This window comes from Stenotrophomonas sp. YJH_SMC_101-4, from assembly GCF_059370395.1.
Genome location: NZ_JCAFTP010000003.1, coordinates 155,313 through 178,238, shown reverse-complemented (window position 1 = coordinate 178,238; position 22,926 = coordinate 155,313). Strand labels below are relative to the sequence as shown.

Below are 22,926 nucleotides of genomic sequence, written 5' to 3'. Positions count from 1 at the left end.
ATGCGCCGCTAATGGCCTCCGCGATGGCGAAGATTCGACTCAAATTCGGCCTGACCGCGAAGACCTTCCTCGCGATCTTCACCGCCTGCCTGCTGGTGCTGGCAGTGAACGGTATTGCCAGCCGCGTGGCCTTCCAGACCGGCTTCCTGGACTACCTCAACGACCAGGGCGACCTGCGCATGCAGCGGCTGATGCCCCACCTGCAACGCGAGTACCGCGAGCACGGTGGCTGGGGACATCTGCATGGTGATGGCGACCGCTGGGCGCGGTTGCTGCGCCCGGATCTGGCCCATCGGCACGAAGGACCGGTGCCGCCGCTGTCCGACCAGACCGGCGTGCCGTCGCGTCTGGGCCTGTTCGATGCGCAGCACCACTTCGTGGCCGGCAACCCCGACGCCACCAGCGATGACGAGCCGCATGCGGTGCAGGTGGACGGGCAGACCGTAGGTTGGCTGGGCATGGTGCCGTTCCAGACCGTCATCGCCACCAACGACCTGAATTTCTACAACACCCAGGTGCGCGCCTGGTGGGTGATCGGCATCGCCCTACTGCTGGTGACGGTACTGCTGGCCTGGCTGGTATCGCAGGCGCTGCGCCAGCGCCTGGCCAAGCTGGCCGCGGCCACGCACCGGCTGGCGGCCGGTGACTACGCTACCCGCATCGAGCGCACCAGCGACGATGAGCTGGACGCACTGGTCAACGACTTCAACCGGATGGCGCAGGCGCTGGACGATACCGAGCGCAACCGCCGCGCCTTCATCGCCGACATCTCGCACGAGCTGCGTACGCCGCTGGCGGTGGTGCGCGCCGAACTGGAGGCGATCGAAGATGGCATCCGTCCGCTGGATCGCGCCAACCTGGTGGGCCTGCAGGGCGAGATCCGCCAGCTGGGCAAGCTGATCGACGACCTGCACGACCTGTCGATGACCCAGTCCGGTGGCCTGGCTTACCGCTTCGCACCGCTGGACCTGGTGGCGCTGCTGCGCAGCGAGCTCAACGGCATGCGCGTGCGCTTCGCCAATGCAGGCCTGGCGCTGGAAGAAGACCTGCCGGCCACACCGTTGCAGGTGTCCGGTGACGAACGACGCCTGCAGCAGGTGCTGGCCAACCTGCTGGAAAACGCGCTGCGCTACACCCACGCCGGGGGCCGCGTGCACGTGCAGGCCGCGCGCGTGCCCGCCGGCGTGCAGCTGATCGTGGAAGACACCGCGCCGGGCGTGCCGGCCGACAAATGCGGACTGCTGTTCGAACGCTTCTACCGGGTGGAAAGTTCGCGCAACCGCGCCAGCGGCGGCAGTGGCCTGGGCCTGGCCATCAGCCACAACATCATCCTCGCCCACCACGGCCACATCCACGCCGAGCCCTCGCCACTGGGCGGGCTGCGCGTGGTCATCACCCTGCCGGAGCGTGCATGAGCATGTCGCCCGCTACGTCCGCGAAGATCCTGATCGTCGAGGACGAGCCACGCCTGGCCTCGGTGCTGCGCGACTACCTGGCCGCCGCCGGCATGGCCAGTGAGTGGGTGGATGACGGTGGCCAGGTGATCGACGCGTTCGCGCGCTACCAGCCCGATCTGGTGCTGCTGGACCTGATGCTGCCGCAGCGCGACGGCGTGGACCTGTGCCGCGAACTGCGCGCCAGCAGCAATGTGCCGGTCATCATGGTCACCGCGCGGGTGGAAGAGATCGATCGCCTGCTGGGCCTGGAGATCGGCGCCGACGACTACATCTGCAAGCCGTTCAGCCCGCGCGAAGTGGTCGCGCGGGTAATGGCGGTGCTGCGCCGCTATCGCCCGGACCCGGGTGCACGCGCCAACAGCGGGCTGCACATCGACGAACCCACCGCGCGTGCCACCTGGAACGGCAAGGGCCTGGACCTGACCCCGGTGGAATACCGCCTGCTGCGCACGCTGCTGGCCACGCCGGGGCGGATCTGGGCACGCGATGAACTGCTCGACCGCTTGTACCTGGACCATCGCGTGGTGGTCGACCGCACCGTCGACAGCCATGTGCGCAACCTGCGCCGCAAGCTGGCCGACGCCGGCATGGAAGGCGAGCCGATCCGTTCGGTGTATGGCATGGGCTACAGCTACGAACCCTGAGCTCCCTGTAGAGCCGAGCCCATGCTCGGCTGTGCTGGGAGCCGAGCATGGGCTCGGCTCTACAACGCACCACGCAGGTATCATCGTCGCGAACGCCCTGATTTCCGGAGACTTCGATGAACCCGCTGCGCCCCTTCCGCGACAAGATGCCCGTCCTCGGCGAGCGCGTGTACATCGACCCGGCCTGCACCGTCATCGGTGACGTGGAGCTGGCCGACGACGTGTCGGTGTGGCCGGGCACGGTCATCCGCGGCGATGTCAACTACGTGCGCATCGGTGCGCGCACCAACGTGCAGGACGGCACCATCATCCATGTCAGCCACCACAGCCCGTACAACAAGGCCGGCTACCCGACCCTGATCGGCGAAGGCGTGACCGTCGGCCACGGCTGCATCATCCACGCCTGCACGATCGGCGATTACAGCCTGATCGGCATGGGCGCCTGCATCCTCGACGGCGCCCGCGTGGAGCGCCATGGCTTCGTCGGCGCCGGTGCGGTGGTCGGCCCGGGCAAGGTGGTGGGCGAAGGCGAGCTGTGGGTCGGCAACCCCGCCCGGCCGGCACGCACGCTGAGTGACAAGGAGATCGAGGCGCTGCATTACTCGGCCGACCACTACGTGCGGCTGAAGGACGAATACCGGGGCTGAGCCCCGACGCTGCCATGCGGCTCTGCTAAAGTCTGGGCCCGACCAGGACCTGTCGAGACCCCCATGCCTGTGGCTGCCTGCCGGAGAGGACTCCGGCGCCCACAACGAAGGCCATCGCGCTGATGGCCGCACCGATGCTCGATACCTACCGCGAGGTGGTGACGCCAGAGGGTGTGCCGCTGCAGTTGCCTGCCGCCGGCCCGGTACCGCGGGCGATGGCCTGGCTGGTCGATCTCGGCGTGCGCATCGCGGCACTGGTGCTGGTGTCCATTCCGCTGGCGCTGCTGGACAAGTTCGGCTCCGGCCTCTACCTGGTGCTGATGTTCCTGGTCTACTGGGCCTACCCGATCGTCTGCGAAGCAGTGTGGGGACGCACCCTGGGCAAGCGTGCGCTGGGGCTGCGCGTGCTGTCCCGCGATGGCGCGCCGGTAGGCTGGATGGCGGCGATCACCCGCAACCTGCTGCGCACGGTGGACATGCTGCCCTTCGGCTATGCGCTGGGCCTGATCAGCAGCCTGTTCGATCCGCATGGCCGCCGCCTGGGCGACCTGGTGGCCGGCACCGTGGTGGTGCATGCACCCGCGCTGTATCTGCCACCGCCGCCGACCATCGACAGCGTGCTGGCCCCGCCGCAGCCCCTGCGACCAGAGGAACAGGCCGCGCTGATGGCCTTCGCCGAGCGCGCGCCACGCTTGTCGGCGGCGCGCCAGCAGGAGCTGGCCGGTATTGCCGAGCCACTGACCGGCACCCACGGCCAGGTCGGCGTTCTGCGCCTGTATGCGATGGCCAACTGGCTGCTGGGGCGGCGATGAAACAGGAGCAGTTCGTCGCCCGCTACCAGCAGGAATGGCAGGACCTGGAGCAGTGGCTGCTGCTGCGTGCCGGCGCCTCACGCCGCACGCGCCGCAAGGCCAGCGGCCTGGCACTGGACGACACTACCTTCCCGCAGCGCTACCGGCGGCTGTGCCAGCAGCTGGCGCTGGCCCGCGAGCGCGGCTACAGCCCGCAGCTGGTGCAGCGCCTGCAGCAGCTGATGCAGCAGGGCCACAGCGTGCTGTACCGCACGCCGCCGACACGTTGGCGGGGTGCCCTGGAGTTCCTGGTGGCCGACTTCCCGCTGCTGGTGCGCAGCCAGGCGCGCAGCATGTGGGTAGCGCTGGCGATGTTCGCGCTGCCGGCGGTGGCCTGCTTCGTGCTGGTGCAGGTCTATCCGGACCTGATCCACATGCTGATGGACAACCGCCAGATCGCAGAGATGGAGCGCATGTACGATCCCGCCGCCGAGCGCCTGGGGCGTGACAGCGGCACCGACTGGATGATGTTCGGCCACTACATCATGAACAACATCAGCATCGCCCTGCGCACCTTCGCCAGCGGACTGCTGGCCGGGCTGGGCACGCTGCTGGTGCTGCTGTTCAACGGCGTGATCATCGGTTCAGTGGCAGGCCACCTGCAGCACATCGGCCATGGCGACCCGTTCTGGCGCTTCGTGGTCGGCCACGGCGCCTTCGAGCTGACTGCGATCGTGATCGCTGGCGGTGCCGGCCTGCAGCTGGGCATGAAGCTGCTGGCGCCGGGCCGGCGCAGCCGCCTGGATGCACTGGTCGACGGCGGCCGCATCGGCGCGCGGCTGTGCCTCGGCGTCGCCTTCATGCTGTTGGTGGCCGCCTTCATCGAAGCCTTCTGGTCATCGATCGCCGAAGTACCTGCATGGGGCAAGTTCAGCGTGGCCGGTGTGTTGTGGGCCGGCGTGCTGCTGTGGCTGTGGCGCGGCGGACGTGGAGCTGGCCATGCGCATTGACCACCTGGACGTGGCGCTGCGTGCCCGCAGTGGCTGGGAAGCGATGGAGCTGGGCACCGCGCTGTCCCGCCGTCACGCGCGCGCGCTGTGGGGCAGCTGGCTGCTGGCCAGTGCACCGCTGTTCGTGATCTTCAACGCGCTGGGCTGGTGGCTGGATGCCTTCGGCTGGGCCTGGCTGGCGATGTGGTGGTGCAAACCGCTGTTCGAACGTGCGCCGCTGTATGTGCTGTCGCGCGGCATCTTCGGTGAACCAGTCGGCACGCTGGCCGCGCTGCGTGCGCAACGTCACTGGGGCAACAGCGGCTTCTGGGGCTACCTGGGTTGGCGTCGTTTCAGCGTGCTGCGCAGCCTGTGCCTGCCGGTGAACCTGCTGGAAGGCAACACACCGGGCCAGCGCGGCCCACGTCGTCGTGCAGTGGCAGCCGGCGCAGCGGGCGCGGCACTGGTACTGACCGTGACCTGCATGGCGTTCGAAGCCGTGCTGGTGTCCGGCGCGATCGGTGCGGTGTTCATGTTCATGCCACTGGAGCTGATGTCCGAATCATGGCGCGCCGCATGGGACATGATCGGCCAGGACACACCCGCATGGGCACGGCTGGGCTTCAACCTGGCGTGCTGGCTGGCCTCGGTGCTGATCGGCCCGTTCTTCGTCGGTGCGGGCTTTGGCCTGTACTTGAACCGGCGCACGCAGATGGAAGCCTGGGATGTGGAGATCGCCCTGCGCCGCCTGCGCGAGCGGCTGCTGCCGGCGGCATCGACGCTGGCCCTGCTGCTGTGCCTGGCACTGCCGCTGGTCTCCGCACCGGTGCATGCGCAGGACACAGACGCCGAGCCCGAACGCGCCATGGGCAAGCCCAACGACCGTGGCATCGACGCCGAGGAAGGCGACGAAGCACCGACCATCGACCCGGCCAACACCCCGGCAATGATCTTCGGCGGTACGCCGGTGGATACCGCCGGCTTCCGTCAGGCAGTGAACCGCGCCTATGAAGACCCGCTGCAGCGCCCGACCCGCCAGGTCACCCGCTGGAAGCCGATCGAACAGGCCGCGGAAGAGAAGAAGGAAGACAAGCAGCTGCGGAGTGACACCAACAGCAACGGTGAACGCAAAGCGCGCAAGGACGGCATCGCCTGGCTGGCGCGGCTGGCCGAATGGGGCCTGTGGGGGCTGCTCGGCGTCCTGCTGCTGGTGCTGCTGCTGACCGCACGGCTGTGGCTGCCGTGGCTGCGGGGCAGTGGCCGACGCAAGGCCGAGGCCGCACCGCCGGTGGTGGAGGAACAGGTGGAGTTGCCGGTGGTGCTGCCGCCGGACGTGGCCACCCAGGCCGGCCTGCTCTGGGACCAGGGCCGGCCGCGGCAGGCGCTGGCCCTTCTGTACCGCGCCAGCGTGCGCACGGTGGGCGAGCGCAGCGGTATCGCGCTTCCACCCGGTGCCACCGAAGCGCAATGCCTGCGCGCGTCGCGGCGCATGCCCGAGGCCAGCGACCGTGACCTGTTCGCGCGCATCGTGCGCATGTGGCAGTACGCCGCCTACGGTGGCCGCCTGCCCAGCCGCGCCGATTTCGATGCATTGGCCGATACGCTGCGCCAGCAGTACCGGTGGCAGGCATGAGCCCGCGCCTGTTCTGGTCGCTGCTGCTCGGTGCATTGGTGCTGTTCGGTGTACCGCTGACGATCCTTTACCTGCGCACGCATGAGCGGGTGACCGAGACCGTGCAGCTGCCGCCGCAGGGCGAAGCTGGCTACAACCCGCTGTACGTGCTCGGCCAGGCCCTGCGCGCCGACGGCATTGACGTGCACTCGCGGCCACGGCTGGAACTGCGGCAAATGACGCTGGGGCCGCACGACACGGTGGTGCTGCTGCAGGACAGCAGCGAACTGCCGCCGCCCGTCGCCAGCGCGCTGCTGGACTGGGTCGATGGGGGCGGCCACCTGCTGGTGCGGACGCCGCCACCGGCCGAGGACGATGCCGGCAGCACGCAGGGGCCCCTGCTGGATCAGCTGGGCGTGGACAGCCTGTTCCAGCGCAGCGACTGCCAGCCGTTCCATGTCGACGACGATCCTGGTCACGTTGAGTTCTGTGGAGGCCGCCGCTTCACCCTGGGTTTTGCCGCCAGTGCACAGGCCGAACGTCGCTGGGGCACGGATCGCGACCTGGTGTTTGCGCGCCTGCGCCATGGCCAGGGCAAGGTGAGCGTGCTGGCCGACATGGAGTTCATGCGCAGCGAGGTGGACTCACCGGCAGCGCGCCTGGCATCGGCAGGGGGCAAGGCCAGCGACGGCCTGCACGACGCGTCGCACCGCGACCTGACCCGCTATCTGCTCGATCCGAACTACGGCAAGGGTGCGGTCTGGCTGATCTACGCCAGCCGCCCGCCGTCGCTGTGGTCGCGCATGTTCTACCAGGGCTGGCCACTGTGGGCGCCACTGCTGCTGGCCCTGCTGGGCTGGTTGTGGGGCCGCTCGCAGCGCTTCGGCAGCCTGCTGCCGTCACCGGTACTGGAACGCCGTTCGCTGCTGGAACACGTGCGTGCCAGTGGTGAACTGCTGCTGCGTTTCGGCCACGGTACGCGCCTGTACGAGGCCGTACTCGCCCTGTTCCTGCACCGCCTGCGCCTGCGCGCACCGGTTGCGGCCGCACTGGATGGTGCGCCACGCGATCAGGCCATCGCCGAGCTGCTGAAGTGGCCTCAAGGCCGCGTTGCCAGCGCGCTCACGCCCCCTCCGCCGCACGATTCCTCCGCCCTGCGCGAGCGCATCCGCTTGCTGCTCCAGATGAGATCCCTGCTATGACCGAAGTCCCCGAGCTGCCGGCGGCCGCCAACGCCCGCCTGATCGAACGCGTCGATGCCATCCGCACCGCCGTCGGACACGCCTTCATCGGCCAGGCCGATGTGCTGGACCAGATTCTGGTGGCCCTGCTGGCCGGCGGCCACGTGCTGATCGAAGGCGTGCCCGGGCTGGGCAAGACGCTGCTGGTGCGCGCGCTGGCCCAGGCCCTGGAGCTGGACTACGGTCGCGTGCAGTTCACCCCCGACCTGATGCCCAGCGATGTCAGCGGCCACGCGGTGTACGACCCGAAGAGCGAGAGCTTCAAGATCCGCCGCGGCCCGGTGTTCACCAATCTGCTGCTGGCCGATGAGATCAACCGTGCACCGGCCAAGACCCAGTCGGCGCTGCTGGAAGTGATGCAGGAAGGCCAAGTGACCATCGAGGGCAAGGCCTTCACCCTGGCACCGCCTTTCATGGCGCTGGCCACGCAGAACCCGCTGGAGCAGGAAGGCACCTACCCGCTGCCGGAAGCACAGCTGGACCGTTTCCTGCTGAAGGTGCTGATCGATTACCCGCAGCTGGAGGACGAGAAGCGCATGGTGACCGCGATCACCAGTGGTCGTGCCGCCAGCGATTTCGACCTGAGCCAGGTGCCGCGCGTGCTCGGTGCCGGTGAGCTGCTGGAGCTGCAGCGCGCCACCGCGGCGATCACCGTCGATGACGAAGTGATCGACTACGCGGTACGCATCGTTGCCGCCACCCGGCAGTGGCCGGGCATCGCGGTCGGTGCCGGTCCGCGCGGCAGCATCGCGCTGGTGCGTGCCTCGCGCGCGCAGGCGGTGCTGGCCGGCCGCGACTTCGTCACGCCGGACGACGTGCGCGACATTGCGCGCCCGGCGCTGCGCCACCGCATCGCGCTGGCCCCGGAACTGCAGATCGAAGGCCAGGACGCCGACGACGTGCTGGGCGCGCTGCTGGCCAAGGTGGAAGCACCGCGCCGATGAGGCCGGCCCCGCTGCTGCTGGCGCTGCTGCTGGCCTGGGCCGCCTTGGGTGGCCTGGTGCTGGGCGGGTTGCTGCCGCGCTGGAGCTGGGCGCTGGCGGCACTGGCGATTGCCGTGCCGGCGTTGATGGATCTGTGGCGGCAGTCGCGGCGTCCGTCGCCGCAGGTGCAACGCGAACTGCCCGAAGCGCTGGCACTGGGCGTGCGCCGCGAGGCCGCGCTGCGGCTGCAGGCAGACACGTCGATGACGGTGCAGGTGTTCGACCTGGTGCCGGGCGGCTGGCCGCTGGAATCGCTGCCGCAGCGCGTGCGCCTGCAGGCCGGCAGCGCCTCCACCCTGCACTATCACCTGCACCCGCTGCAGCGTGGGCACTTCCGCTTTGAAGGCGTGCACCTACGCATGCGCTCGCCGTGGCGCCTGTGGTGGCAGCAACGCACGCTGCCTCCCGCGCTGGACGTGCGGGTCTATCCGAACTTCGTGCCGCTCACCCGCTTCGCATTGTTCAGTGCCGACCAGGCCTCGCGGCTGGTCGGTGCGCACGTGAAGCGCCGCCGCGGTGAAGGCACCGACTTCCACCAGATGCGCGAGTACCGCATCGGCGACAGCCTGCGCCAGCTCGACTGGAAGGCCACCGCGCGTGCACGCAAGCTGATCTCGCGCGAGTACCAGGACGAGAAGAACCAGCAGCTGCTGCTGATGCTCGACAGTGGCCGGCGCATGCTGGCCAGCGAAGGCGGGCTCTCGCATTTCGACCACGCCTTGAACGCTTCGCTGGTGGTGGCGTACCTGGCGCTGCGCCAGGGTGACGCCGCCGGCCTGTTCGCTGCCGGTGGTGAACGCCGCTGGGTGGCACCGCAGCGTGGCATGGGCACGGTCGAGCACCTGCTGCGTGCCAGCTACGACCTGCAGCCGCGCGCGGTGGCCACCGACTACCTGGCTGCGGCCACCGAGGTATCGCTGCGCCAGCGCCGGCGCGCGCTGGTGATGCTGGTCAGCAACGTGCGCGACGAGGACATCGAAGACCTGCTGGCGGCAGTGCGCCTGCTGCAGCGGCGCCACCTGGTATGCGTGGCCAGCCTGCGCGAGCGCGAGCTGGACGGCGTGCTGGACAGCGAAGTGCAGACACTGGAAGACGCCACCCAGGCCGGTGCCGCCGCACTCTACCTGCAGCAGCGCGCGAAGGCGCACGAGGCACTGCGCAGCGAGAAGGTGATGGTGCTGGACGTGACCGCCGATGCCCTGCCCGCAGCGCTGGTGGAGCGCTACCTGGCAGTGAAGCGCGAAGGATTGCTCTGATACCAACGATCGCGCTGGTGGGTGCCAACCTTGGTTGGCACGAAACCCACAGCGCCGGCCAGCGGCCGGCACTACCCCTGCAGCAATCGCCGCTGCAACCGCTCCACCGCATGCTGCAGCAACACCCGGTTGCGGGCCAGCTTCATCCACTGCGGCAGGCGCGAGAACATGGATCGGTGATGGCCGCGGCTTTCCCGCAACGTCGCGCTCGCATACTCGTGCAGTGCCTGCAGATGTTCAGTGTTATAGGCCCAGAGCAGGCCCGCGCGGGTCGGTTCGACCAGGCGCAGCGGCAATCCGAAGTGCGGATCGGCAGGCTCGGCGTCACGCAACGGACGCACCACGACCGAAACATCGGTACTGCGATCACATTGCGCACATCGAGCAGCGAAGGACGCCGGTGCAGGCACGCCAGCGGGAACCCGGCGGCGCACATGCAGCCACTGATGCCCACAGAATCCACAAGGTTGGCGGCCCAGGATGTAGACCGCACCGACCCAGTCACCACTGTCCAGCGCTGAACTGCAGCCTGTGCAGCGGAATCGCGCCGTCCACCGGTAGGGTTTCCAGCTGGCGATCACCCAACCGGGGGTGTCGCAGCGATGGCAACGCACAGCGACGCGGTCCGCGAAGGCCTGCAGGCTGCGCCCGTCATCGAAATGCCGGCCCGGCACGGGCGTGGGACGCCCATGCCGGCCAGGCCAACGCCGCACCGTCATCAGACGTAGATCCGCGTCGGCGCCTCATCAACGATTGCGTGCGGCACGAAGCGCGCACTGTCGCGGGTGATCGCGCTGTCGTCCTCGCGGATACCGATGCCGCAGGCGTGGTCACCGATCACCCAGCTGCCGATCAGCGGGTAGCCGCCTTCGAAGCGGGTCAGCGGATGCGCGCGCTGGATGATCGCCGGGCCGTCGTAGGGACCGTCGCTGCGCTGGGTGCTGCCATCGGCCAGGTGCATCTCGATGTTCGCGCCTTCGCGCGAGAACAGCGGCTTGCGCACCCAGCCCGAGGCCAGTGCACTGCCGTCATCGAAATGCGCTTCCAGCAGATTCGGATGGCCCACGTTGCGTTGCCACAACAGCGGCAGGATGCCCTTGTTGCTCAATACTGCCTTCCAGGCCGGTTCCAGCAGCTGCACGCCCGAACCGGGCAGCGCGCGACCGAATTCCTCGGCCATCAGGTCTTCCAGCGGGTACAGCTTGAACAGCGTGCCGATCACCGAATCGTCCAGCGCGGTGAAGCGGCCGTCCTCGGACAGACCGATGTCCTCGACGGCGATGGCCTGGCCATGCAGGCCGGCCTGCGAAGCGCAGTCGCGCAGGTACTCGACCGTGCCACGGTCTTCCTCCGAACTGCCCACCGCGCTGAAGTACAGCGGCGGCGGCAGCTGTGAAGCCAGTTCGCCGAAACGCTCGACCAGCGCCTCGTGGATCGCATTGAACTGGTCGGCGTGCTGCGGCAGGCGACCGGCGTTGCGCTGGTCTTCCAGCCACTGCCACTGGAAGAAGCTGGCCTCGAACAGCGAGGTCGGCGTGTCGTAGTTCAGTTCGTACAGCTTGGCCGGGCCGGTACCGTCGTAGGCCAGGTCCAGGCGCCCGTACAGGTGTGGCTGGCGCTGGCGCCAGCTGTCGGCGATCCAGTCGCGGTAGTGCGACGGAATCGCCAGCTGGTCCATCAACCGTTCACTGGCGATGACATCGCCCACCAGGTCCAGCGCCATCTGGTGCAGCTCGGCGCTGGGGTCTTCGATGTCCTGTTCGATCTGGCGCAGGGTGAAGGCGTAGTACGCGCTTTCATCCCAGTACGGCTGGCCGTCGATGGTGTGGAAGCGGAAACCCGCCTCTTCCGCGCGTACCCGCCACTGGGCACGCTCGGCAATCCGGATGCGCTGCATGGGTCGATCAGCCGCCGTAGCTGCCGCTGGTGCTGCGGCGTGCGCTGGTGTTGCCGAAGCCACCACGGCTGGCAGTGACCGCACGGTTCGGCTCGCTGGTGACCGGCGCCAGGCCAGCCTTGCCGGCACCGATGCCGCTGGCGGTGTTGAGGCCACCGGTGCCGCCCGGTGCCGGGCGCGCCCAGCCAGCGTTCTTGTCCTGGTAAGCCGGTGCCGACGCCGGCGCCTGCGGGGCGAGGCCGCCGCGGTTGCTCAGCATCTGCGACATGAAGAAGCCCATCATCATCGGGCCGATGAACGAGGTACCCGCCGAAGTGTGCTGCTGCACGCACTGCTCCGGCTTGTAGTCCTTCTCGCAGGCTTCCTTGCTGGCGTACTTCGGCGCCGCATCGGCGGCCTGCTTCTGCGCTTCGGCGAAGGCATTGCGGCACGACGACGGATCGCCGGTGGCCTCGGTGCAGGCTTCCACCGAGGTGTACAGGCCTTCCTGCACCTTCACCTCCGGCTCCTTCTGGCAGGCGGTGAACAGCAGCGGCGCGGCGCTCATCAGCAGCAGCGCGGTGGTGCGGGAACGTTTCATGGCCTCATGCCCTGTCGACGGATCAATGCCCCAATGATGCCAAATCCGGGCCAGCAACCGGAATCGGCAAAGTGGGAAAGATGAACGGCCTTTCATTTTCGTCGTTCCCCATCGTCCACGCATGGCGTGGATCCATCGTGTCGACCAAGGTCGACACCTACCAAGAGCAACGCAGAGCGCCGGCCCCGACAGATCGCGGGAAACTGTCGAAGGCGGGGTGGGTCCGCTGGCGGGGGTGTCCGCGGCATGGATGCCGCGGCCAAGCCCCCAAGGAAGGGTTTACGGCGTCCCCCGCCAGCGGACCCACCCCGCCTCCCGCAGGAAGCCCGCTGTTGCTTCGGCTGTTGCTTCGGCTGTTGCTTCGGCGGGTGCTTCGGCGGGTGCCGGGCGCAGCCCGGCCGGACCACCTCCGGTGGTTGCAGCAGCAACCGAAAAAATTGGCCATGATCGGCTGACTCCCACGTCGTACGGCCCGCCCGTTCCGCCAGCCATGCCCGAATACCGTTCCCGCACCTCCACCGCCGGCCGCAACATGGCCGGCGCCCGCGCCCTGTGGCGTGCCACCGGCATGAAGGACGGCGACTTCCACAAGCCGATCATCGCCATCGCCAACTCCTTCACCCAGTTCGTGCCCGGCCACGTGCACCTGAAGGACCTCGGCCAGCTGGTCGCGCGCGAGATCGAACAGGTCGGCGGCGTCGCCAAGGAATTCAACACCATCGCCGTGGACGACGGCATCGCGATGGGTCACGACGGCATGCTGTATTCGCTGCCCAGCCGCGAGATCATCGCCGACGCCGTGGAGTACATGGTCAACGCGCATTGCGCCGACGCACTGGTGTGCATCAGCAACTGCGACAAGATCACCCCCGGCATGCTGATGGCCGCGCTGCGCCTGAACATCCCGGTGGTGTTCGTGTCCGGCGGGCCGATGGAAGCGGGCAAGACCAAGCTGTCCGAGCACAAGCTGGACCTGGTCGATGCGATGGTGGTGGCCGCCGATGACAGCGCCTCCGACGAGAAGGTCGCGGCGTTCGAGCGCAGCGCCTGCCCCACCTGTGGTTCGTGCTCGGGCATGTTCACCGCCAACTCGATGAACTGCCTGACCGAAGCGCTGGGCCTGTCGCTGCCCGGCAACGGCACCACGCTGGCCACCCACGCCGACCGCGAGGCGCTGTTCCGCCGTGCCGGCCGCCTGATCGTCGAACTCTGCCATCGCTGGTATGGCGGCGAAGACCCGAGCGCGCTGCCGCGCGGCATCGCCACCCAGGCCGCGTTCGCCAATGCAATGACCCTGGATATCGCCATGGGCGGTTCCACCAACACCATCCTGCACCTGCTGGCCGCCGCGCAGGAAGCGGAGGTCGACTTCGACCTGACCCATATCGACGCGCTGTCGCGGCGCGTACCGCAGCTGTGCAAGGTGGCGCCGAATACGCCGAAGTACCACATCGAGGACGTGCATCGCGCCGGCGGCGTGTTCGGCATCCTGGGTGAGCTGGACCGCGCCGGCCTGCTCGAAACCACGGTGCCGACCGTACACAGCGCCAGCCTGGCCGAAGCGCTGGAACGCTGGGACGTGGTGCGCAGTGACAACGACACTCTGCACACCTTCTTCAAGGCAGGCCCGGCCGGCATTCCCACCCAGGAGGCCTTCAGCCAGGCCACGCGCTGGCCGACGCTGGACATCGACCGCGCTGAAGGCTGCATCCGCTCGCTGCAGCACGCGTACTCACTGGAAGGCGGCCTCGCCGTGCTGCGCGGCAACCTGGCCGTGGATGGCTGCGTGGTGAAGACCGCCGGCGTGGACGAGTCGATCCACGTGTTCGAAGGCCCTGCGCGCGTCTATGAAAGCCAGGACGCGGCCGTCGCCGGCATCCTCGCGGACGAAGTGCAACCCGGCGAGGTGGTGGTGATCCGCTACGAAGGCCCGAAGGGTGGCCCGGGCATGCAGGAAATGCTGTACCCGACCAGCTATCTGAAGTCGAAGGGGCTGGGCAAACAGTGCGCGCTGCTCACGGATGGCCGCTTCTCCGGCGGCACCTCGGGCCTGTCGATCGGCCACGTCTCGCCGGAAGCGGCCAGCGGCGGCGCGATCGGCCTGGTGGAAGATGGCGACCGCATCCGCATCGACATTCCGGCCCGCCGCATTGATCTGCTGCTGGATGAGGCCACCCTGGCGCAACGCCGCGCCGACGCCGATGCCCGCGGCTGGAAGCCGCGTGCGGCGCGCCCGCGCAAGGTCACCAGCGCCCTGAAGGCCTACGCCCTGCTTGCCACCAGCGCAGACAAGGGCGCCGTGCGCAACGCCGCGCTTCTGGGCGATTGACCGCCATACGGTAGTGCCGGCCGCTGGCCGGCATCTGTACTGCGACGCCCCACATCAATGAGGTTGCCGGCCAGCGGCCGGCGCTCCCCATCCTGATCCGTTATGGTGGTCCAGGAAGTCACCAACACGGAGGTTGAGATGATGTTGCTTTCCTTTGCGCTGGCCGCTGCCATGGGTGCAGCAGCCGAACCGCCAAAAGCACCCGACTGCAGCTACGACCGTGCAGCGATGCTGGCGATGGAACCTGGCCGGTTCGATCAGGACCTGGCAGGTGGCTGGCGCCCGTTGGCCGACCGTGGCTGTACCCGCGAAGCGGCCGACCTGCTGTCCGCCTACGGCGCACTGCCCAAGGCAGAAGGCAATGTCATCATCACGTGGCACGAGGGCCAGCTGCGCGCGGAGCTGGGGCAGACCGCGCAGGCGATTGCGCTGATGGAACGCAGCCACAAGCCAGTAAACGGGAGCGACCCGGGTTACTGGAATGCCTACGTGGACGGCATGGTCGCGTTCCTGCGCCAGGACCGCAGCGCCCTGGAGAAGGCTCGTGCGAGGCTGGTCGCGATACCGACGCCCACCGCGATGGCGGAGAACATCAAGGACGGCCGCTACCACTTCACCACCGAGGGCGGGCAGCAGGTGCAGATGCCGTGGCCGCCGAACCTGGACGTGCTTGATGGACTGCTGCGCTGCTTCGGCAAACCCTACGTGAAGGCCTATGGGCCAGGCTGCCGGAAGCCGGAAGGCCGTTGAGGCCCTCCGCCGGGCATGGCCCGGCGCTACCAGCACCCGTCAACCAATCACGCGCTTGAACGGCGGCAGGGCGTCGATGATGCGCTTGCCGTAGCGGCGGGTCAGCAGCCGCGAATCAAGAATGACCACGCGGCCGGTGTCGGTGGAGGTGCGGATCAGGCGGCCGGCGAACTGGGTCAACGTGCGCAGCGCATGCGGAATGGCGATCAGGTTGAACGCATTGAGCCCGCGCCCTTCAAACCATTCGCTGAGCGTGGCGGTCTGCGGATCGGTCGGCACCGCGAACGGCACCTGGGTGATCACCACCGTGGTGCAGGCTTCACCGGGCAGGTCGAGGCCTTCGCCGAACGAATTCAGCCCGAACAGCACCGAGCCCTCACCCGCCGCGACACGGCGCAGGTGCTCGTCGATCAGGCGGGTCTTGGACATCTCGCCCTGCACCAGCACCTGCTTGCGGCGCGCGGCCGACATCAGGCCAGCCACCTTCTCCATCTTCCAGCGCGAGGTGAACAGCACCATCGAGCCCTTGGCCCAATCCAGCTCGGTGTCGAGGTAGCGTGCCACTTCGCGCGGATGGCCTTCGCGGTCATCCGGCGTGACCGGGAACTTCGGCACGATCAGCTCGGCCTGGTTGGGCAGGTCGAACGGCGACGACAGCGAAACCATCTCGGCCTCTTCGGGAATGCCGTTGTCGATCGCCAGCGATTGGAAATCGCCACCGCCGGTCAGCGTCGCCGAGGTCATCACCACCGAATCCACTTCATCCCACAGCAGCTTGCGCAGCACGTGCGCGGCCGACACCGGCGAGCCGTGCAGCACCAGGTCGCCGTCGCGGGTGGCGGTGACCCAGCGCGCCATCGGCGGCGCGCCGTCCTTGTCCTCGCGGCGCCAGGCCTGCCACAGGTTGTACTGCTGCTCGATCATTTCCAGCGCCATGCCCAGGTTGCGCTGCAGGCGCTCGCGCGCGGCATCGTCCGGCTTGCCCTTGGCGACCTGCGCGGTGGCGGCATGCGCCCAGTTGTAGAGGCTGCGGGTATCGTCAGCCAGCGCCTCGATCGGCTCGCGCCAGGCCTCGGGCAGTCGCCCATTGGCCGCGCGCCACATCGGCTCTTCGTCCGCCGGCGCCGGCATCCACACGCGCTCGATATGATCGCGGAACGCGCGCAACTGCTTGGCCACGTTGCTGGCCACTTCGATCGCTTCGTTCGGCAGCAGGTTGCCGAGGCGCTCCTTGTCGACCGCGCGGTAGGCACCGGCGATCAGGATCTGCAGGCGGCCGGTGCGCTTGGCCATTTCATCCAGCGCCAGGCTGGCCGCGCCCTGGTCGATCGCCACGTTGCCGATGTGATGGCCTTCGTCCAGCACCAGCAGCATGTCCGACGGCGGTGCGATCAACGGCTGGCCGTTGTCGCTGTCGCCGATCGACAGTGCCGACAGCAGCAGCGCGTGGTTGGTAACGACGATCTGCGCATCACGCACGGTGTTGCGCGAACGCAGCACCGCACACTGCGCCGAATAGGCACAGCGGCGCCCGGCGCAGCCCGAGGCCGGCGTGGTGATGCGGCTGCGCAGGCCGGGGCTGATGGTCTCCGGTGCGTTGTCGATGTCGCCATCCCAGCTGCCGCTGGTGAAGGCGTCGGTCAGGCGCTTGGCGATGTCCATTTCGATCGGCGCCAGCGGCCGATCGAACAGCGGCGCGTCATCCTCGAACATGCCGCCCTGCGAGCCCTCGCCCTGCGCCTCGGCGGCATTGCGCGTGCACAGGTAGCGGGTGCGGCCCTTGGCCAGCGCCACGGTCGCTTCCAGGCCGGTGGCTTTGAGAAAATTCGGGATATCGCGCTCGACCAGCTGCGACTGCAGCGCCACGGTGCCGGTGCTGATCACCAGCTTCTTCTTGGTGGCCAGCGCGATCGGTACGCCTGCGGTGAGGTAGCCCAGGCTCTTGCCGACACCGGTGGGCGCCTCGACCACGCCGACGCCACCGCTTTTCGACAGCGCGCGCGACACCACGCCGATCATCTGGCTCTGCGAGCGGCGGGTGGAGAAGCCGGGGGTATTGGCCTGTAGCGTGGTGTACGCCTTGCGGATCGCGTCCTTCAAGGCGTCATCAAGCGTGCGCGGAGCGGCGACGGTTTCGGTCACGCCGGGAAGTACCGTGGCTGGATCAGGCCGGTCATTGTCGCATGGCCGGCCACGTTCACCGCCGCTGGCACCCTGAACGGGCCAGCGACGACGCCTGGCGGCGGTCACGGTCCGGTGGCCGGACCGCTCAGGGGCCAGATACGCCGGGCATGGCCCGGCGCGACCGGTCAGGCCGCCGGGATCGTACGGCTACGCAGCAGGCGCACCAGTGCCCACACCAGCAGCACCACGCCGATGGCCTCGACCATCGCCAACGCGAAATGCAGCACGCCGAGGATGGCACCCATGCCCGAGATGGCGCTGAAGTTGCCACTGCTGACCAGCCACATGGGCAGGATGCCCGCCGCCAGGCCACCCAGGCTGGACAGCAGCAACAGCCCCAGGCCGACCAGGGCGCCGGTGCGGGTGGCATCGCGCGGTGCGCCGATCACCCAGACCAGGCCGATGCACAGCGCGATCAGTACCGGCAGGCGCACGCCGACCATGCTCAGCACGGTCACCATCAACGTTGTGCTGTCCATCGATCAGTCCTCGCCGGCCAGCACGGCCGAGCCCTGGCGCAGCGACTGGTAGACCTCGTCGGTCTGCGGGCGCACGCCATGCCACTGCAGGAAGCTCTCGGCTGCCTGTTCGACCAGCATGCCCAGGCCATCCACGGTATTGCGGCAGTTCGCCGCACGCGCCCAGGCCAGGAAGGCGATGGCGGCCTCGCCGTAGTTCAGGTCGACGGCGGTGGTCATCGAATTGACCAGCGCCAGCGGCAGCTTGAACTCGACGTCGCGGTCGCGGCCGGCCGAGGTGGCATTGACGATCAGTTCGAAGTCGCCCAGATCACGCAGGTCTTCCCAGTAGCGGCTGATCGCGCGGCCCGGTTCGCCCATCGCGTCGATCAGTTCATCGGCGCGTTCCGGCGTGCGGTTGACCACCACCAGCTCGGTGATGCCGGCATCGAGGAAGGCCGGGGCGACGCTGCGCGCGGAGCCACCGGCACCGATCAGCAGCATGCGGCGGCCACGCAGGTCCAGGCCATGACGGTCGGTCAGGTCACGCACCAGGCCGATGCCATCGGTGGTGTCGCCATGCCAGCGGTCGCCCTTGCGCAGCAGCGTGTTCACCGAGCCGGCGCGGCGCGCACGTGCGGTCAGGGTGGAGCACACCGAGAACGCAGCCTCCTTGTGCGGCGAGGTGACGTTGGCGCCGACACCGCCTTCGGCGGCGAAGGCTTCCAGGCCGGCCAGGAACGCATCCGGCGCCAGGTCGATCGCGCGGTAATCCACCGCGATGCCTTCCTGGCGACCGAACGTCGCGTGGATCTGCGGCGACTTCGAGTGGGCAACGGGGTGTCCGAAGACGGCGTAACGGTCGGTCATGGAATCCTCAAGCTGGCTAGACTGATGCTCTTTCGTGCACGGACCCGGATGATGCGCATCACCCCGCCCCTGCTGGTGCTTGCCGCCAGTCTACTCTCTGCCCCCGTGGCGAGGGCGTTGAACGAGTACGGCATCGAAGGCATGGGCGTGGTCTCCACCCGTGCCGACGAGGGCCGCGCCACGATCAGCGCCGATGGCCAGCGCATCGTGTTCGCACGCCGCGGCGAGGCGGGCTGGGGCCTGTGGCAGGCGCGCGTGGTCGAGGGCCGCTGGCAGCAGGCGCAGGCGCTGCCGGTGGGCGTGGCCGGCGAGGCCCGCGATCCCTACTTCAGCCGTGATGGCCGCTGGCTGCTGTTCGCGGCCGGCCGCGAGGGCGCGCTGGCGCTGTACCGGGCCACGGTGGAAGCCGACGGCCAGCTCGGGAAGGCGCAGCCCTTGGCGGGCGATGGCGGGCGCCGGGAAGAGCGCGGGCCGGCCCTGAGCGCGGATGGCCAGCGGCTGTTGTTTGCTCGCCAGCAGGGCGGTGGCACCGGCTGGGACCTGTTCGTCGCGACGTTGGATGCGCAGGGCCTGCGTGGTCCGGCCACCGCACTGACCGCATTGAACAGCGCCGCCGACGAGACCGACGGTGACTGGCTGGGCCATGACGGCGCCGTGGTGTTCAGTCGTGGCAGCGGCGCGACCGCGCAGGTGTGGAGCAGCGGCTGTGCGTGGGCCGGCGCGGCGCTGCAGCCATTGGGGTTGTCATTCAACCAGGCCGGCGGCTGGACCGGCGCGCCGGTGATCGACAACGCCAAGCCGGGCGAGATGATGGTTGCCAGCAGTGCGGCGAAGGCACCACGTGCCGGTGGCGTGGATGTGTACCGGTTGGCGGTGCCGAAGGTGGCGGCGGTTGCGGGGTGCGTGCCTGCCGCCCGGTAGATGCCAACCTTGGTTGGCATGCGGGAAAGTGCCAACCAAGGTTGGCACTTTCCCGTCAGCGCGCCAACACCTTCGCGCGCTGCTGCTCGTACTCGACTTCGCTCAACTGGCCGTTGTCCTTGCGCTGGTTCAGCGCGGCCAGCTCGGCCTGCACGCTCTCCGGCAGGGCCTGCTCACGGGCCACGTGGCGGGCGGCGGAGAGCTGCTCCGGCGGGCGTTTGCCGGCCCGCCAGGCGGCGATGAAGACACCGACGATGATGGCGCCGAACACCAGCGTACCGATGCCCCAGATCAGCCATTGCATCCATCCCAGTTCGGGTCCCATCGCGCAGTCCTCCGTCTATCGTGGCGCTATTGTCAGCGCTCGCGCAGCCATCGCGCCACCTGCGGCGCGAAATAGGTCAGCACGCCGTCGGCACCGGCCCGCTTGAAGCCCAGCAGCGACTCCAGCACGCAGGCGCGCTCGTCCAGCCAGCCGTTGGCGAAGGCGGCCTTCATCATCGCGTACTCGCCACTCACCTGATAGGCGAAGGTCGGCACGCCGAACGTCTCCTTCACCCGGCGCACCAGGTCCAGGTACGGCATGCCCGGCTTGACCATCACCATGTCGGCACCCTCTTCCAGGTCCAGCGCGATCTCGCGCAGGGCCTCGTCGCCGTTGGCCGGGTCCATCTGGTAGGTCTTCTTGTCGGCCTTGCCGAGGCTGGCCGCGCTGCCCACTGCATCACGGAACGGACCGTAGAACGCCGAGGCGTACTTGGCCGAGTACGCCATGATGCGCACGTTGATGTGGTTGCCGGCATCCAGCGCACGGCGGATCGCGCCGATGCGGCCGTCCATCATGTCCGACGGCGAGACGATGTCCACACCGGCCTCGGCATGCGACACCGACTGCTTGACCAGCGCTTCAACCGTGATGTCGTTCAGCACATAGCCCTTGTCATCGATGATGCCGTCCTGGCCGTGGGTGGTGTATGGGTCCAGCGCCACGTCGGTCATCACCCCCAGCTCCGGGAAGCGCGACTTCAGCGCGCGGATCGCACGCTGCGCCAGGCCGTCCTCGGCCCACGCCGCCGATGCATCCAGCGACTTCAGCGACGGGTCGATCACCGGGAACAGGTCGATCACCGGAATGCCCAGCTCCAGCGCTTCTTCGGCCACCTTCAGCAGTTCTTCGATCGACAGCCGCTCCACGCCCGGCATCGACGGCACCGCGGTGCGGCCGGCCAGTTCGTGCACGAACACCGGGTAGATCAGGTCGTCGGTGGTCAGCGTGTTCTCGCGCATCAGGCGGCGCGAGAACTCGTCATGGCGCATGCGGCGCGGGCGGTAAAGCGGGTGGGACATGGCAGGCTCCGAGGAGTGGCTATTGCAACAGGTAACCCTGCGGCAGCAGGGGTTCGGGCAATGGGCGTTCGCCGAGCGCGTCGAGCTGGTCGATCTCGATGGTGCGCACCAGCGCGTCCAGCGGCAGGTCGTTCGGCTCCAGGCCGAACGGGTCTTCCATTTCTTCGCCCAGCTGGTCCAGGCCGAAGAAGGCATAGGCCAGCACCGCCGACAGCACCGGCGTGCCCCAGCCCAGCGAACTGGCCAGGCCGAACGGCAGCAGCACGCAGAACATCCACGCGCAGCGGTGCAGCAGCAGGGTGTAGGCGAACGGCAGCGGGGTGGTGAGGATGCGCTCGCAGCCGGCCTGGATCGACGACATCGCGTGCAGGCGCTCTTCCAGCTGGGTGTAGAGGATCGGGTCGAGGTCACCGGCGCGCAGGGCCTGGGCCAGCTCGGCCGCGATCATCGACAGCAGCGCGTCGGGCACGTTCTCACGCTGCCCGAGTTGTTCGCGCTGGCGCTTGTCCAGCCACGGCAGGGCCATCAGCGCCACGATGCGCCCGCGCAGGCGACCGGCCAATGCATGGGCGAAGGCGGTGGTGAGGTAGGCGATGCGGCGGCGACGGCCGGTGTCATCGGCCAGCAGCAGGTTCACCTGGCGGGCCAGCGAGCGCGATTCGTAGACCAGCTGGCCCCACAGCTTGCGGCCTTCCCACCAGCGCTCGTAGCAGGCGCTGTTGCGGAAGCTGAGGAAGATCGACAGCACCAGGCCAAGCAGGGTGAACGGCGTGACCGACACGCGTTCGATGCCGGTGGGCGGCGCCAGCTCGGCCACCGCGGCCACGGCGATGGACAGGATCAGGATGGCCAGCACCTTGGGCGCGATCGCTTTGACGATCGAACCGCGCAGGATGTACAGCAGTTGCCAGCCGTGGGGACGGGGTCGGATGATCATGGGGCAGCCGCGCCGGGCGCGGATTCACAGGCACGCGTGGGGCTCGCGCAGCCATTCATTGTACGCCCCTGCCCGGCCACCGGCCGTGCGCCTGCGACGCCCTGTCGCACCCGGGCGCGGGCTCAGATCACGCCGCCACCCAGGCCGAGGCGGAGGATGCCCACCACCACCACGATGCCGTTCAGGACCAGGCCGGCCCAGGCCCGGCCACGCTTGCTCGGGTGGGTGAACAGGATGCCCAGCGCTGCGATGACCGCGCCCACCGCAGCGAACGGGATCAGGAACCAGTTGCCCCAGCCGAGCAGTGGAATCAGCGCCAGGATCATCCACAACAGCGCCAGTACGCCCCACAACAGACTGATCACACCCATGCCGCTCTCCCGCAGTTGGTTCCTGCCCCAACCATAGACGTTCCCGCTGCCGCCGCCTACTGCCATTGGCGGGGCTGTCACCCGCACCGTGCTAGCGTGCTGCCGTGCGTGCCCTGGCCCGGGTGTTGGCGCCGATTCAGAGTGGCCCGCCGATGATCGCAACCAGTCCTACAGGGGTCGTGCCATGAACATCCGTTGGGCCGCGTTGGCGGCCATCCTGCTGGTCGCCGCTGGCTGTGCCAGCACCTCCAAGGTGATGCTGGGCCGCGCCCGCGCACCGATCGATCCGGCGCTGGTGCAGATCTACTCGACGCCACCGGCCGGTTCCCAGGAAATCGCCCAGCTGGAATCGGCGTCCGCCGTCGGCTTCGGCACCCAGGGCCAGACCGATGCCGCTGTGGCACGCCTGAAGCGTGAGGCCGCCGCGCTCGGCGCCAATGGCGTGGTGCTGATGGGCGTGGGCAGCAGCGGCTCGCCGGTGGGCATGTCGGTGGGCGCCGGCACGTTCGGTTCGCACGTCGGTGGCGGCGTCGGCATCGGTATTCCGACGACGCAGAAGCGCGCCGCCGGCGTCGCCATCTGGGTGCCGAATCCGGCACCGCCAGCGCGGTTGCCGACACAGGTGATCACCCCGCAGCGGTGACGCGGCAGCGTCACCGCGG

At 68.7% G+C, this 22,926-nt stretch carries 23 protein-coding genes; 13 read left to right on the top strand and 10 right to left on the bottom strand.

Annotation, left to right across the window (positions count from 1 at the left end; genetic code table 11):
* Positions 1-11: 11 nt before the first annotated feature.
* From baeS to AC5P8D_RS11635, 9 genes are all read left to right on the top strand, one after another.
* Positions 12-1,415, top strand: coding sequence for a sensor histidine kinase efflux regulator BaeS (gene baeS / locus AC5P8D_RS11675; protein WP_495203328.1), 1,404 nt, complete (start codon positions 12-14; stop codon positions 1,413-1,415).
* A complete protein-coding gene (locus tag AC5P8D_RS11670) occupies positions 1,412-2,101 on the top strand; it encodes a response regulator (RefSeq protein WP_495203327.1) in 690 nt (229 codons plus the stop codon). Before baeS ends, AC5P8D_RS11670 begins: the two co-directional genes overlap by 4 nt.
* Before the next feature lie 116 nt (positions 2,102-2,217).
* Positions 2,218-2,748: a gamma carbonic anhydrase family protein gene (locus tag AC5P8D_RS11665; protein ID WP_164191639.1), complete on the top strand. Its 531-nt coding sequence runs from the start codon at positions 2,218-2,220 to the stop codon at positions 2,746-2,748.
* 122 nt (positions 2,749-2,870) lie between these two features.
* On the top strand, positions 2,871-3,560 hold the full coding sequence (locus AC5P8D_RS11660) for an RDD family protein (RefSeq protein ID WP_010482196.1): 690 nt from the start codon (positions 2,871-2,873) through the stop codon (positions 3,558-3,560).
* The gene (locus tag AC5P8D_RS11655) at positions 3,557-4,549 is read left to right on the top strand and encodes a stage II sporulation protein M (protein WP_019337015.1); all 993 of its coding nucleotides are present in this window, start codon (positions 3,557-3,559) and stop codon (positions 4,547-4,549) included. Before AC5P8D_RS11660 ends, AC5P8D_RS11655 begins: the two co-directional genes overlap by 4 nt.
* On the top strand, positions 4,539-6,161 hold the full coding sequence (locus AC5P8D_RS11650; RefSeq protein WP_495203326.1) for a DUF4129 domain-containing protein: 1,623 nt from the start codon (positions 4,539-4,541) through the stop codon (positions 6,159-6,161). The genes AC5P8D_RS11655 and AC5P8D_RS11650 overlap by 11 nt, the downstream gene beginning before the upstream one ends.
* Positions 6,158-7,342 (top strand): DUF4350 domain-containing protein, encoded by a 1,185-nt coding sequence (locus AC5P8D_RS11645; protein ID WP_099559843.1) that lies wholly within the window; start codon positions 6,158-6,160, stop codon positions 7,340-7,342. Before AC5P8D_RS11650 ends, AC5P8D_RS11645 begins: the two co-directional genes overlap by 4 nt.
* Complete coding sequence (locus tag AC5P8D_RS11640; protein ID WP_014648782.1) at positions 7,339-8,325, top strand: AAA family ATPase; 987 nt, start codon at positions 7,339-7,341, stop codon at positions 8,323-8,325. The genes AC5P8D_RS11645 and AC5P8D_RS11640 overlap by 4 nt, the downstream gene beginning before the upstream one ends.
* Positions 8,322-9,620 carry a DUF58 domain-containing protein gene (locus AC5P8D_RS11635; RefSeq protein ID WP_329832339.1) on the top strand — a complete coding sequence of 433 codons (1,299 nt, stop codon included), beginning with the start codon at positions 8,322-8,324 and terminating at the stop codon, positions 9,618-9,620. Before AC5P8D_RS11640 ends, AC5P8D_RS11635 begins: the two co-directional genes overlap by 4 nt.
* Positions 9,621-9,691: 71 nt before the next feature.
* Here AC5P8D_RS11635 and AC5P8D_RS11630 read toward each other — a convergent pair whose 3' ends face one another.
* The 3 genes from AC5P8D_RS11630 to AC5P8D_RS11620 are packed head-to-tail and all read right to left on the bottom strand — an operon-like array spanning position 9,692 to position 12,097.
* Positions 9,692-10,339, bottom strand: a complete 648-nt coding sequence (locus AC5P8D_RS11630; RefSeq protein ID WP_049480081.1) for a hypothetical protein — start codon at positions 10,337-10,339, stop codon at positions 9,692-9,694.
* A complete protein-coding gene (locus AC5P8D_RS11625; protein WP_049412385.1) occupies positions 10,339-11,517 on the bottom strand; it encodes a glutathionylspermidine synthase family protein in 1,179 nt (392 codons plus the stop codon). Before AC5P8D_RS11625 ends, AC5P8D_RS11630 begins: the two co-directional genes overlap by 1 nt.
* A 7-nt stretch (positions 11,518-11,524) precedes the next feature.
* Positions 11,525-12,097 carry a DUF1190 domain-containing protein gene (locus AC5P8D_RS11620; RefSeq protein WP_005420172.1) on the bottom strand — a complete coding sequence of 191 codons (573 nt, stop codon included), beginning with the start codon at positions 12,095-12,097 and terminating at the stop codon, positions 11,525-11,527.
* 490 nt (positions 12,098-12,587) lie between these two features.
* Between AC5P8D_RS11620 and ilvD the strand changes: the two genes are divergently transcribed.
* Positions 12,588-14,426 (top strand): dihydroxy-acid dehydratase, encoded by a 1,839-nt coding sequence (gene ilvD / locus AC5P8D_RS11615; protein ID WP_495203325.1) that lies wholly within the window; start codon positions 12,588-12,590, stop codon positions 14,424-14,426.
* Between the two features lie 138 nt (positions 14,427-14,564).
* Complete coding sequence (locus AC5P8D_RS11610) at positions 14,565-15,176, top strand: hypothetical protein (protein WP_495203324.1); 612 nt, start codon at positions 14,565-14,567, stop codon at positions 15,174-15,176.
* A 39-nt stretch (positions 15,177-15,215) separates the two neighbouring features.
* Here AC5P8D_RS11610 and dinG read toward each other — a convergent pair whose 3' ends face one another.
* The 3 genes from dinG to aroE form a co-directional block, all read right to left on the bottom strand.
* Positions 15,216-17,318, bottom strand: a complete 2,103-nt coding sequence (dinG, locus tag AC5P8D_RS11605; protein ID WP_329760702.1) for an ATP-dependent DNA helicase DinG — start codon at positions 17,316-17,318, stop codon at positions 15,216-15,218.
* Positions 17,319-17,485: 167 nt separating this feature from the next.
* Complete coding sequence (locus AC5P8D_RS11600) at positions 17,486-17,839, bottom strand: hypothetical protein (RefSeq protein WP_029379808.1); 354 nt, start codon at positions 17,837-17,839, stop codon at positions 17,486-17,488.
* A 3-nt stretch (positions 17,840-17,842) separates the two neighbouring features.
* The gene (aroE, locus tag AC5P8D_RS11595) at positions 17,843-18,688 is read right to left on the bottom strand and encodes a shikimate dehydrogenase (protein WP_197601332.1); all 846 of its coding nucleotides are present in this window, start codon (positions 18,686-18,688) and stop codon (positions 17,843-17,845) included.
* 48 nt (positions 18,689-18,736) lie between these two features.
* On the opposite strand from aroE, the gene AC5P8D_RS11590 reads away from it, so the two are divergent.
* Entirely contained in the window at positions 18,737-19,609 is an 873-nt protein-coding gene (locus AC5P8D_RS11590) for a hypothetical protein (RefSeq protein WP_227199882.1), read from the top strand.
* Between the two features lie 55 nt (positions 19,610-19,664).
* Here the strand turns inward: AC5P8D_RS11590 and AC5P8D_RS11585 are convergent, their stop codons facing one another.
* The 4 genes from AC5P8D_RS11585 to AC5P8D_RS11570 form a co-directional block, all read right to left on the bottom strand.
* Positions 19,665-19,934: a DMAP1-binding domain-containing protein gene (locus AC5P8D_RS11585; RefSeq protein WP_227199873.1), complete on the bottom strand. Its 270-nt coding sequence runs from the start codon at positions 19,932-19,934 to the stop codon at positions 19,665-19,667.
* 32 nt (positions 19,935-19,966) lie between these two features.
* Positions 19,967-20,956 carry a porphobilinogen synthase gene (hemB, locus tag AC5P8D_RS11580; protein ID WP_010482215.1) on the bottom strand — a complete coding sequence of 330 codons (990 nt, stop codon included), beginning with the start codon at positions 20,954-20,956 and terminating at the stop codon, positions 19,967-19,969.
* Between the two features lie 19 nt (positions 20,957-20,975).
* Complete coding sequence (locus AC5P8D_RS11575; RefSeq protein ID WP_495203323.1) at positions 20,976-21,893, bottom strand: bestrophin family protein; 918 nt, start codon at positions 21,891-21,893, stop codon at positions 20,976-20,978.
* A gap of 122 nt (positions 21,894-22,015) precedes the next feature.
* Positions 22,016-22,264 (bottom strand): hypothetical protein, encoded by a 249-nt coding sequence (locus AC5P8D_RS11570; protein ID WP_006475755.1) that lies wholly within the window; start codon positions 22,262-22,264, stop codon positions 22,016-22,018.
* 184 nt (positions 22,265-22,448) lie between these two features.
* On the opposite strand from AC5P8D_RS11570, the gene AC5P8D_RS11565 reads away from it, so the two are divergent.
* Positions 22,449-22,907: a hypothetical protein gene (locus tag AC5P8D_RS11565; RefSeq protein ID WP_010482223.1), complete on the top strand. Its 459-nt coding sequence runs from the start codon at positions 22,449-22,451 to the stop codon at positions 22,905-22,907.
* Positions 22,908-22,926 lie beyond the last annotated feature (19 nt).